The following is an 11,124-nucleotide window of genomic DNA, read 5'->3' as shown; positions in this document are numbered from 1 at the left end:
TCCCCCGCCAGGGGGAGGTGGCTGGCTCTTGCCAGACGGAGGGGGAGGTAAGCGATGACCGCTGCTCCATGTCCGCCCCCTCCGTCGCTTCGCGCCACCTCCCCCTGGCGGGGGAGGATCGGCGGCGGTCACCCGTCCGCCAGGCCGATGCCGATGCTGGCGCGCGCGCTTTCGGATTCGCTGCTGACGACCGGATAGGCGCAGTAGTCCGCCGCGTAATAGGCGCTCGGCCGGTGGTTGCCCGACCAGCCGATGCCGCCGAACGGCGCACCCGAGGAGGCGCCGTTGGTCGGCTTGTTCCAGTTGACGATGCCCGCGCGGATATTGGCCCAGAACCGGTCGTAGAGCGCGGGCGTCTGACTAATCAGCGAGGCGGACAAGCCGTAGCGCGTGGCGTTGGCCTCGGCGATCGCGGCGTCGAAATCGTCGACGCGCACGACCTGCAGGATCGGCCCGAACAGTTCGACATCGGGCCGGTCGGCGACATCGGTGACGTCGATCAGCGCGGGCTTGAGGAACGGCCGGGCCTCAACCGGGCGTTCGAGATGGCGGATCGGGCGTCCGCCGCGCATCAGCAGCGCAAGAAAGCTCTCGGACAGCTGGTCGGCCGCGTCATTGTCGATCACCGGGCCCATGAACGGCGCCGGGTTGGCGTGCGGTTCGCCGACGATGATCCGGCCGACCATCTTGTCGAGCGTCGCGATGAGCGGCTCGTATAATCTGGTATCGACGATCAGCCGGCGGGCGGCGGTGCAGCGCTGGCCCGCGGTGGTGAACGCCGACTGGATGATCAGGATCGCGGCGGTGTGGAGGTCGGGGGTGTCCCACACGACGATCGGGTTGTTGCCGCCCATCTCCAGCGCAAGGATCTTCTCGGGCTTGTCCGCGAACGCGCGGTTGAGCGCGAGGCCGGTATGCGCCGAGCCGGTGAACAGCAGCCCGTCGATATCGGGGTGCGCGGCGAGCGCCTTGCCTTCGCTCGGGCCGCCGATCACGAGCCGGATGCACTCTGCCGGCACGCCCGCGGCGCGGAAGCATTCGACCAGGAACGCGCCGACCGCGGGGGTCTTCTCGGATGGCTTGAAGACGACCGCGTTGCCGGCGATGAGTGCTGGCACGATGTGGCCGTTGGGCAGATGCGCGGGAAAATTATAGGGCCCGAGAACGGCCAGCACGCCGTGCGGCTTGTGGCGAACGGCGATGCGCGAGCCCATCGTCGCCTCGAGCCGTCGCTGTGCGGTGCGATCGGCATAGGCGCTGACCGAGATGTCGACCTTGGCGATGACGGTCTCGACTTCGCCTCGCGCTTCCCAGATCGGCTTGCCGGTTTCGCGCGCGATCAGATCGGTAAACGCGTCGTTGCGCTGGCGGACGATATTAGCGAAGCGCCGCATCGTCTCGATCCGGAAGGCGAGCGGCTTCGACGCCCAGCTCGACCATCCGGCCCGCGCGCAGGCCACTTCAGCATCGACGTCGCCGATCGGATGGCGCCAGAGAATCGCGCCGGTTGCCGGTTCGTAAGAGATGATCTCGTCGGACATGCGCTGCTCTTGCCTCAAATCAGACGTGATTCCAATTATTCGGCGAGCGCTTCGCCCATGGCGCGGATCGCGGCGACTTTTGCGTTCAACAGCGTCCAGTCGTCGCGCTCGGCGATCGGGGCCCAGATCGCCTCGACCTCGTCGATAAGCATGCTGCACGGTTCGCCCGACCAATAGGCGTGCGATCGATCCTTGCGTGGTTCATAGGACGCGAGCGCCGTGCGGACTTCGGCCCAGGGTTCCGCGTAGGTCTCGGGCAGGTCGCCGCCGAACGCATCGAAGAAGAGGCGGTCGATGCCGACGCCCGAGGTACGCAGCGCGCGTTCCGTGGCCTGTACGAGGTCGCGGTCGGTGTCTGGATCGCGCGGGCGGACGCCCAGCCGCCACAGGATCGCCTGCGTGACTTCGGGTTGATAGCGCGGGCCGAACTGGTCGAGCGTGGCCACCAAGGGCTCGCTCTCGGCGATCTGGCGGAGCGCGATCGCGAGCTGCATCACGTCCCAGTGGATCGCCTCGGGCTGACGGCCGAATGCATAAAGCCCCTGATGATCGAAATAGGCCGCGGTGAAGGCGGGATCCCAGGTCGGGGCGAAGCGCCACGGGCCGTAATCGAAGCTCTCGCCGGTGACGTTGATATTGTCCGAATTGAGCACGCCGTGGACGAATCCCGCCGCCATGTAGCGTGCGGCGAGACGCGCGGTACGACGGACCACGAGGTCGAGCAGGCGGACAGGGTCGTCGCTGTCCTCGTCGTACAGGTTGCGCAGCGTGTAGCCGACGAGCGCGCGCAGGCCGGCCTCGTCGCGCTCATAGGCGAGGCGCTGGAAACTGCCGATGCGGACATGGCTGTGATTGAGGCGGACGAGCACCGCGGACCGTGTCGGGCTGGGCTCGTCGCCGCGCTGCAGCTCTTCGCCCGTCTCGATCAGCGACAGCGTGCGCGAGGTCGGCACGTTGAGCGCTTCGAGCATCTCGGTCGCGAGGAACTCGCGCACGCCGCCCTTCAGCGTCAAGCGACCATCGCCGAACCGGCTCCACGGCGTCTGCCCCGATCCCTTGGTGCCGAGATCCATCAACCGGTCGCGATCGTCGCGCATCTGCGCAAAGGTGAAGCCGCGCCCGTCGCCGATCTCGGGATTGTACTGGCGGAATTGATGGCCGTGATAGCGCAGCGCGAGCGGCTGCGGGAGCGTGCGGGGCAACGGCACGAACCGGCCAAAATGGCTGGTCCACGCCGCGTCGCCCAGCGCTTCGAGCCCGATCTGCCGGGCGGCGCGATCGTTGCGGAAGCGGAGTCGCGTCTCGGGAAAGTCGGCGGGGACGACCGGATCGAAGAAGCCCTCTCCCAGCGTCATAAGGCGAGTCTCCGGGCGATAGCGGGCGGAGCGGAAGGCTTGCGGGTCGATGGGCATGCGGCGATATGGTGGCCGCTACCCGAAGGACGCAACCATGGCCGCTTACGAAAACCTCTATTGGTGGTCCAACGACGGGCTGAGATTGCACGCGCGGGACTATCCGGGTGGCGAACAAGGCCAGCCGCCGATCCTGTGCATGCCTGGGCTGACGCGGAACGCGCGCGATTTCGATGCGCTGGCGGCGCGGCTGGCGGGGCGGTGGCGGCTGATCGCGGTGGATTTCCGCGGCCGCGGCGAAAGCGCCTATGCGAAGGATCCGATGTCCTATGTCCCGCTGACCTATGTCCAGGACGTCGAGGCGCTGCTGACCGAGCAGAGGGTGGATCGCTATGTTGCGTTCGGCACGTCGCTCGGCGGGATCGTCGCGATGCTGATGGCGGGGCCGTCGCGCGGGCGGATGGTGGCGGCGCTGCTCAACGATGTCGGGCCGGAGGTCGACGCGCAGGGCCTGTCGCGGATCCGGGGGTATGTCGGCAAGGCGAGCGTCTTCCCGACCTGGATGCACGCCGCACGCTGCGTCGCGGAGAATAACGGCGACGTCTATCCCGACTGCCAGATCGAGGACTGGCTGGCGATGGCCAAGCGTCTGTACCGGCTGAACAGTTCGGGGCGGATCGTGCTCGACTACGACCTGAAGATCGCCGAGCCGTTCCGCGTGCCGGGCAACGAAGCGGGGCCGGACATGTGGCAGGCGCTCGCGTCGCTGCGGGACGTACCGACGCTGATCGTGCGCGGCGGGCGATCGGACCTGTTGTCGGCGGCGACGGCGGAGCGGATGGTGGCATCGCTCGACCGGGCGGAACTGGTGACGGTGCCGGGCGTCGGCCATGCCCCCATGCTGACCGAGACGATCGTGCAGGCTCCGATCGACCGGTTGCTGGTGCGCGCGCTTGAGGGGGCGCCGCTCCGCGCCTAAGCCCGCCGGATGCGACGCACTCCGCTGATGCCCCGGGATATTTAATGACCGACCAAGCCGATCTTCATACCAATGCCCGTCCCCTGAAGGGTCGCCGGGCGATCATCACCGGGGGGACGACCGGGATCGGGCGGGCGATCGCGGTGATGCTCGCGGGGCAGGGGGTCAGCGTCTATATCTGCGGCCACGACGCGGGCCATCTGGAGGACGCGCTGGCGCAGATCCGGGCGGTCGGCACGGGCGACGGCATGGTCACCGAACTGGGTGACCCCGACAAGGTGCGCGCCTTCTTCGATGCGGGCGAGGCCTATCTTGGCGGGTTCGACATCACCGTGATCAACGCGGCGGTGGCCGCGGGCGGGCTGACGCAGATCGACGAGGACGCGCTGCGGTATGCGATCGCGGTCAATTTCACCGCCTATCTGCTCAGCGCACACCACGCCGCGCACCGGATGACGCCGATCGGCGACATGGTCCTGATCGGCTCGCTCAGCGCGCACATCCTCGGGCCGAGCTCGACTGTCTATGCCGGCATCAAGTCGGGCATCGCCGGCTTTTCGGAGGCGTTGCGGCGCGAGCTGGGTCCCAAGGGCATCCGGGTGTCGCTGATCGAGCCGGGCAAGGTCGGCTCGAACATGCAATATCCGGACGTGCCCGACGAGAAGCAGCGCGCGATGATCGCGGCGGAGCAGATGCTGCGCGGCGAGGATATCGCTGCGGGGGTCGAATTTCTGCTGACGCAGCCGACCCGGTCGGTGATCCAGCAGATCGTCATCGTCCCGCGGGCGTTGGAGGGGGAGTAACGCAGACCGGTTGGCGGTATGCCATCAGGCGCAATCCCTCCTGTCATCCTGACGAAAGTCAGGATCCAGAGTTACGGTAAGGCGTCCTGCATGGCTCTGAATCCTGACGTTCGTCAGGATGACGAACGCTATGAATGGTCGCGTCGCCATTCATCACCAAGGAGAATAGCATGTTCGATCAGCTCGTCTTCACCCCCGCGGACATCGACCTCTCGCGCTCGCCGCTGGCGGGCAAGGTCGGTGCCGAGACCTATGTGCTTGGCGCGTTCAATCCGGGGATGACGCGGCTGGCGAACGGCAACCTGCTGCTCATGGTGCGCGTGGCCGAGGCGCTGCGCGAGCCGATCAAGGGCGGCAAGGTCCACGCGATCCGCTGGCAGGATGGCGCGTATCTGCGCGATGCATGGCCGTTGCAGATGGTCGACACCAAGGATCCGCGCAAATTCCTCATCCCCGGCGGCGGCTGGAAGGTGATGGCGCTGACCTCGCTGTCATGGCTGCTGCCGGTCGAACTCGACGCGGAAGGCCGCTCGGTGGTCGCGGTGCATTACGAGAAGGCGATCGCGCCGCGCGCCTCGTACCAGTGCTACGGCGTCGAGGATGCGCGTATCTCGAAGGTCGGCGACCGCTATTTGATGACGACCTGTTCGGTCAGCCCGGAGCGGCATTCGACGACGCTGTATTCGTCCGCCGATGCGCTCGACTGGCAGCTCGAGGGGATCGTGCTCGATCACCAGAACAAGGACATGCTGATCTTCGAGGGGCTGATCGACGGGCAATATTGGGCGCAGACGCGGCCGCTCGGCGACTTGTATTTCGCCTATCCGCCGGGCAGCGAATGGCGCGCGGGACCGTCGATCAACCTGTCGCGCTCGCCCGATGCGCTGCACTGGAAGCCGCATGACAAGCCCGGCATCCGGCCGCACGCCGCCACCGTCTCGACCGCGCGGATGGGCGGCGGTGCGCCGCCGATCCTGACCGATCGCGGCTGGCTGACCTTGTGGCACGGCGTCGAGCCGTCGGGCGTGGTGGGAATCTACCGCACCTATTGGTCGATCCTCGACAGGCAAGATCCGTCGATCACCGTCGCGACGGAGCACGCGCCGCTGCTCGAGCCGAACCCCGCGCTGACCGAACCGCTGAAGGACAGCCTTTATCTCGACAATGTCGTCTTCACGACCGGCATCGCCGACGCGGGCGATTTCTATGTCGTGGCAAGCGGCGAGGCGGACCTGGCCTGCCGGATCACGCATATCACGAAGGACGTGTTTACTTGAAACGCAGACCGCACGCCCAAGCCACGTCGGTCAAGGGGTCGGCTTTTTCATCATGAGCTTGATCCACTCCGTGATTTTTTCCGGCGGGATCAGCGCGTTGGCCGATACTCGGGCAAACAGCTGTCCGTTATTGAGGTAAAAGCTCGCGTCGGAGATCGACGGCTTCATGACGAGGAATTCTTCGGGTATTGTCTTGATGAGATCGTTCGGCGCGATGGCCTTGCTCAGTGCCTTCCGCGCCTCCTCGTTCACGTCGATGTTCGCAATGCTCAAAATCCCTTTGGTAACGAAGACATATTGTCCCGTGAGCGAGACATTGGGCGTGCCCATGACAATCCCGAGCGACGTGTCGTTGATCCGTCGAAAATAGACCGGCAGCGTTGCGTTGAAAGATTGCGAAGCGGCGCGGGTCTTGAACGGATCTCCTGGGGAGGTTTCAATGACAGGAAGCTTCGTGCAGATGCCCAAAACGCATTTCATTTTCCAACTCAGCTTGGTCTTCGGAACCGGATTTTCGAAACAGCTCCAGACCTCCACTCTGCCTGCGATTGCCATCGTCGCGTGATCGTTTTCGGCGCGTAATTCGCGAGCTGGCAAACTGGCGACGAGATTGTTCGGTTTATAGCTCGCGCAATTGTCGCTCGGCAACGGTATCGCCCCAAGGATTGACGGAAATTTCTGCTGCAAATCGGACAGATCTATCTCCATGCGCGATGCGAGATGAAGCCCATCGGACTGTCCGAGCACCTGGAAGTAGTTGTTCGCCACGATCCTGACAGGCGTGCCGTTGACGTCCTGAAGGAGCTCGACGGGGCCAACCACGAACTCGTTGGCAGGTGTCGCCGGCGCGGTCGCGTCTCGCGCCGGCTGTTGGGCAGCGACAGGACCCGCAACGCACCACAAAGCCCAGGCCAACAATATGAAACGAGGCATGATCCCCCCTTATCGCTCCGAGAAAGACCGGGCTTCATCGCCGAGCGCAGTTCATCGGAACGCGATCGTGAGCCTATCATTGCGGGAGCGTTAGCGTGTTTGGACCTGCTCCGAATCGGAGCAATGGCTGGCGATGGACATGCTGTTGGGTGATAAATCTTGATCATGACGAACGCGGCACAGGCGGTTAATGAGGCGACATGCCCGCACCCGTGAACATCCTGCATCTCCACTCCTCGTTCAGCCTGGGCGGCAAGGAGGCGCGGGCGGTCCGGTTGATGAATGCGTTCGGCGACCGGGCGAAACACACGATCGTCTCGGGCGTGCCCGATGCGCTGGATGCGCGCGATTCGATCGCCAAGGGCATCCGCTACGAGATCGCGCAAAACCCGCCGCCGCTGACCGGCAAGCCCTCGGTCAAGCGCTACGAGGCGATCGCGCAGTACATGCGCCGGTTCGACCTCGTGCTCACCTATAATTGGGGCGCGATCGACGGGGCGATGGCGCGCCGCGCGTTCAGCAAGGGGGCGCCGCCGCTCGTCCATCATGAGGACGGGTTCAACGCGGACGAGGCGGGCGGGCTCAAGATCGAGCGCAACATCTATCGGCGGCTCGCGCTGGGCGCCGCGCATGCGCTGGCGGTGCCGTCGGAGGCGCTCGAGGCCATCGCGCTGCACACCTGGAAGCAGCCGCGCGCGCGCGTCCACCGGATCATCAACGGGATCGGCACCGCCTATTACGCGCAGAAGCCCGAGCCCAAGGCGATCCCCGGCTTCGTGCCGAACGCCAAGGAGGTCGTGATCGGTGCGCTGGCGGGCCTGCGCGAGGTCAAGGACCTCACCGCGCTGGTGCGTGCGGTGGGTGGCGTCTCGGGGCGGGTGCGGTTGGTGATCGTCGGCGAGGGGCCCGAACGCGCCAACATCCTGCAGGCGGCGGCGGCGATGGGGATGGCGGACAAGCTGGTGGTGCCCGGATTCCTCGATCGGCCCTATCGCTATATCGGCCATTTCGACATGCTCGCGGTGTCGTCGCGCAGCGAGCAGTTTCCGATCTCGGTGGTCGAGGCGATGGCCGCGGGCCTGCCGATCGCGAGCTATCCGGTCGGCGACATAAAGCGGATGGTTTCGCCCGAGAATCTGCCGTTCGTGACCGATATCGCCAACGAGGTGCGGCTGCGCGACGCGCTGCAGGCGCTGGTGGCGGATCCGGCGCTGCGCGCCTCGGTCGGGCTTGCGAACCAAGCCAAGGCATGCGCGGAATTCGACGAAGCAACGATGATCGCGCGCTATCGCAGCCTGTATGAGAGCGCACTCGGACGAGCCGGGGCGCTGACCTAGGTCTTAATTTGCTCGCGCCCTGCGTCCTTGCGATATAGGGGGCCGTATTTTCCGGGAGAGGTGACGTCGTGTTCAAGGGCCTGAAGCCTATCGTCTATAACGGTCGGGAAGTCTGGCCTCTGGTTGAGGGCGGCAAGGGTGTCGCTGCGACCAACCACGCGTCGGCCGGCGCCTGGGCTGCGGCCGGCGGCATCGGCACGGTGTCGGCGGTCAACGCCGACAGCTATGATCCCGAAGGCAAGATCATCCCGCAGGTCTATGCTGCGCTCACGCGGCGCGACCGGCACGAGGAACTCGTCCAGTACGCGATCGAGGGCGCGGTCCAGCAGGTCGAGCGCGCGTACGAGATCGCCGACGGCAAGGGCGCGATCAACATCAACGTGCTGTGGGAAATGGGCGGCGCGCAGCGAATCCTGCACGGTGTGCTGGAACGCACGCGCGGCAAGGTGGCCGGCGTCACCTGCGGCGCGGGCATGCCCTACAAGCTGAGCGAGATCACCGCGTCCTACGGCGTCAGCTATTTGCCGATCGTCAGTTCGGGCCGGGCGTTCCGCGCGCTGTGGAAGCGCGCCTATTCGAAGGCGGCCGAGTGGCTGGCCGCGGTGGTGTACGAGGATCCGTGGCTCGCGGGCGGGCATAACGGTCTGTCGAACGCCGAGGACCCCTTGAAGCCGCAAGATCCCTATCCGCGCGTCAAGGAACTGCGCGACGTGATGCGCGAAGGCGGCATCAGCGACGACGTGCCGATCGTGATGGCGGGCGGCGTCTGGTATCTGCGCGACTGGAACGACTGGATCGACAATCCCGAGCTCGGCACGATCGCGTTCCAGTTCGGCACGCGGCCCTTGCTGACTCGCGAAAGCCCGATCCCCGCGGACTGGAAGAACGCGCTGACGCAGATCGAGGAAGGCGACGTGCTGCTGCACAAATTCTCGCCGACCGGCTTCTATTCGTCCGCGGTGCGCAACCCGTTCCTGCGCAGCCTCGAGGCGCGCTCGGAACGCCAGATCGCCTTCTCGACGCAGGAGGCGGGCGACCATATCTTCCAGCTCGACGTGGGCGTGAAGGGCAAGAATTTCTGGGTCACGCGCAACGACCTGCTGCGCGCGCGCCAGTGGTTCGGCGAGGGCTTTACCGATGCGCTCAAGACGCCCGACAACACGTTGGTGTTCGTCAGCCCGAACGAGAAGGGCATGATCCGCAAGGACCAGGCCGATTGCATGGGCTGCCTGTCGCAATGCTCGTTCTCGAGCTGGGCGGATACCGAGACCAACTCGACCGGACGCCTCGCCGATCCGCGCAGCTTCTGCATCCAGAAGACGTTGCAGGACATCGCGCATGGTGGCGATATCGACCAGAACCTGATGTTCGCCGGCCACGCCGCGTACAACTTCAAGAAGGATCCGTTCTATTCGAACGGGTTCGTGCCCAGCGTCGGGCAGCTCGTGGACCGGATCCTCACGGGCGACTGACGCTGCTGACAATGGCAACCCCGGCGCGCCCGGGGTCGCCATGCCGGTCGGTGACCGCGGATCTTGAGGGCAGGGGGCAAGGATGACGCTACACGCCTGGTGGCTGTTCCTGGGTGCGGTGTTCCTGCTGTGCGGGACGCCGGGGCCCAACATGCTGCACGTCATGACGCGCAGCATTGCGTTCGGTGCGCGACGCAGCATCGCCGCGATGGCGGGGTGCCTGACCGCGCTGGTGCTCGTGCTGGCGGCGTCGGCGGCGGGGGTGTCGGCGTTGCTGGCGGCCTGGCCGCGCGTGTTCGACGCGCTGCGCTATGCCGGTGTCGCCTATCTGATCTTCCTCGGGATCAAGGCCTGGCGCGGGGCGGGATCGCCGATCGACGTCGGGGACGATACGTCGCCGGTCACGCGCATGCCGGCCGCGTCGGCGGGGCGGCTGTATCGCGGCGGGTTCGTGATCGGGATCAGCAACCCGAAGCTGTTGCTGTTCGCGGCGGCGTTTCTCCCGCAATTCGTCGATCGGGCCGCACCGCAGGGACCGCAGTTCGCGATCCTCGTCGCCACTTTCGCGGTGGTCGAAAGCTTCTGGTACGGCGTGTATGCGGCGGGTGGGCGGACGCTCGCGCGGTATCTGACCCGCCCGGCGATGCGGCGTGCGTTCGACCGGCTGACGGGGGCGATCTTCGTCGGTTTCGGGCTCGCGTTGTTGCGGGTGCGGCCGTAACGCGCCGGTCGCCATTGCCGATCGGGGCGATAGCGCGCATACCCGGCACATCGCGGCGCTTCATACGGGCAGGCTGCGACTGAGAGATGCTTTGCGCTCCCGCTCCGAGCCGGGAATGCCGCATGACGATCTCTTCTTCCATCGTGACTACAGGACGCATTTCGTGACGACCGAGGTGGACACGGTCGTACCGATCTCGCGCGCGGTGAACGTCAGCGTCGAACAGCCGCAGGTCGTGGCGATGTGCAAGAAGCACAATGCAATCATCAGCGCGATCGAGAGCCTGCCGTCGGGGGGCACGCGTGTCGTGCTGATGAACAGCGCCGACGCCGCCAGGATCATCAAGGCGTTCGGGTCGAAGGTGCTGACGGGGAACGTCGCGCGGACGCACTGGATGCGGGCAGTCTGAGACGGTCGCTGATATCCCCTCTGTTGTGGAGAGGATAGGCCCCGGGCGCGTTCGACACGCTGCCCGGGGTCTGGGCCAGGTCAGTCGGCCACGGTGCCGACGACGGCACCCCCTGCGCCGCCAACGGCTGCGCCCTTCTCGACACTGCCGCCCGTTGCGGCAGCGACACCTGCGCCACCCGCTGCGCCGATGCCTGCGCCCTTGAGCGTCGAGCATGCGCTCATCGAGACGGCGGACGCGAGCAGCAGGGCGGAAACGGCAAACTTCTTCATCTTAGATACTCCTGTCTCTCCGGGGGTA

General features: G+C 66.0%; 11 protein-coding genes. 7 read left to right on the top strand and 4 right to left on the bottom strand.

The window, feature by feature from the left end; translation table 11 throughout:
* Positions 1-128: 128 nt before the first annotated feature.
* Positions 129-1,541, bottom strand: a complete 1,413-nt coding sequence (astD, locus tag ASE88_RS07235; RefSeq protein WP_056477057.1) for a succinylglutamate-semialdehyde dehydrogenase — start codon at positions 1,539-1,541, stop codon at positions 129-131.
* 35 nt (positions 1,542-1,576) lie between these two features.
* Entirely contained in the window at positions 1,577-2,953 is a 1,377-nt protein-coding gene (locus ASE88_RS07230) for a protein adenylyltransferase SelO family protein (RefSeq protein ID WP_056477054.1), read from the bottom strand.
* A gap of 37 nt (positions 2,954-2,990) precedes the next feature.
* On the opposite strand from ASE88_RS07230, the gene ASE88_RS07225 reads away from it, so the two are divergent.
* From ASE88_RS07225 to ASE88_RS07215, 3 genes are all read left to right on the top strand, one after another.
* A complete protein-coding gene (locus ASE88_RS07225) occupies positions 2,991-3,872 on the top strand; it encodes an alpha/beta fold hydrolase (protein ID WP_056477215.1) in 882 nt (293 codons plus the stop codon).
* A 44-nt stretch (positions 3,873-3,916) separates the two neighbouring features.
* Positions 3,917-4,675 carry an SDR family oxidoreductase gene (locus tag ASE88_RS07220; protein ID WP_056477051.1) on the top strand — a complete coding sequence of 253 codons (759 nt, stop codon included), beginning with the start codon at positions 3,917-3,919 and terminating at the stop codon, positions 4,673-4,675.
* Positions 4,676-4,845: 170 nt separating this feature from the next.
* Positions 4,846-5,952, top strand: a complete 1,107-nt coding sequence (locus ASE88_RS07215) for a glycosidase (RefSeq protein ID WP_055879005.1) — start codon at positions 4,846-4,848, stop codon at positions 5,950-5,952.
* Between the two features lie 30 nt (positions 5,953-5,982).
* Here the strand turns inward: ASE88_RS07215 and ASE88_RS07210 are convergent, their stop codons facing one another.
* Positions 5,983-6,885, bottom strand: coding sequence for a hypothetical protein (locus ASE88_RS07210; RefSeq protein WP_156356972.1), 903 nt, complete (start codon positions 6,883-6,885; stop codon positions 5,983-5,985).
* A gap of 200 nt (positions 6,886-7,085) precedes the next feature.
* Between ASE88_RS07210 and ASE88_RS07205 the strand changes: the two genes are divergently transcribed.
* The 4 genes from ASE88_RS07205 (at position 7,086) to ASE88_RS07190 (ending at position 10,824) form a co-directional block, all read left to right on the top strand.
* Positions 7,086-8,222: a glycosyltransferase gene (locus ASE88_RS07205; RefSeq protein WP_056477045.1), complete on the top strand. Its 1,137-nt coding sequence runs from the start codon at positions 7,086-7,088 to the stop codon at positions 8,220-8,222.
* A gap of 68 nt (positions 8,223-8,290) precedes the next feature.
* Positions 8,291-9,694 (top strand): NAD(P)H-dependent flavin oxidoreductase, encoded by a 1,404-nt coding sequence (locus tag ASE88_RS07200; RefSeq protein WP_055879014.1) that lies wholly within the window; start codon positions 8,291-8,293, stop codon positions 9,692-9,694.
* An 82-nt stretch (positions 9,695-9,776) separates the two neighbouring features.
* Positions 9,777-10,415, top strand: coding sequence for a LysE family translocator (locus ASE88_RS07195; RefSeq protein ID WP_056477041.1), 639 nt, complete (start codon positions 9,777-9,779; stop codon positions 10,413-10,415).
* Between the two features lie 163 nt (positions 10,416-10,578).
* A complete protein-coding gene (locus ASE88_RS07190; RefSeq protein ID WP_156356971.1) occupies positions 10,579-10,824 on the top strand; it encodes a hypothetical protein in 246 nt (81 codons plus the stop codon).
* Between the two features lie 80 nt (positions 10,825-10,904).
* On the opposite strand, the gene ASE88_RS07185 is transcribed toward ASE88_RS07190, so the two are convergent.
* Positions 10,905-11,096 (bottom strand): hypothetical protein, encoded by a 192-nt coding sequence (locus ASE88_RS07185; RefSeq protein ID WP_055879018.1) that lies wholly within the window; start codon positions 11,094-11,096, stop codon positions 10,905-10,907.
* Positions 11,097-11,124 lie beyond the last annotated feature (28 nt).

The sequence above is a fragment of the Sphingomonas sp. Leaf38 genome, from assembly GCF_001421825.1.
GTDB lineage: Bacteria > Pseudomonadota > Alphaproteobacteria > Sphingomonadales > Sphingomonadaceae > Sphingomonas.
This window is presented reverse-complemented; position numbering and strand designations above follow the sequence as displayed.

Coding starts and splice junctions, on each gene's coding strand:
- astD (WP_056477057.1), bottom strand. CDS start 1,541: ATGTCCGACGAGATCATCTCTTACGAACCGGCAACCGGCGCGATTCTC.
- ASE88_RS07230 (WP_056477054.1), bottom strand. CDS start 2,953: ATGCCCATCGACCCGCAAGCCTTCCGCTCCGCCCGCTATCGCCCGGAG.
- ASE88_RS07225 (WP_056477215.1), top strand. CDS start 2,991: ATGGCCGCTTACGAAAACCTCTATTGGTGGTCCAACGACGGGCTGAGA.
- ASE88_RS07220 (WP_056477051.1), top strand. CDS start 3,917: ATGACCGACCAAGCCGATCTTCATACCAATGCCCGTCCCCTGAAGGGT.
- ASE88_RS07215 (WP_055879005.1), top strand. CDS start 4,846: ATGTTCGATCAGCTCGTCTTCACCCCCGCGGACATCGACCTCTCGCGC.
- ASE88_RS07210 (WP_156356972.1), bottom strand. CDS start 6,885: ATGCCTCGTTTCATATTGTTGGCCTGGGCTTTGTGGTGCGTTGCGGGT.
- ASE88_RS07205 (WP_056477045.1), top strand. CDS start 7,086: ATGCCCGCACCCGTGAACATCCTGCATCTCCACTCCTCGTTCAGCCTG.
- ASE88_RS07195 (WP_056477041.1), top strand. CDS start 9,777: ATGACGCTACACGCCTGGTGGCTGTTCCTGGGTGCGGTGTTCCTGCTG.
- ASE88_RS07185 (WP_055879018.1), bottom strand. CDS start 11,096: ATGAAGAAGTTTGCCGTTTCCGCCCTGCTGCTCGCGTCCGCCGTCTCG.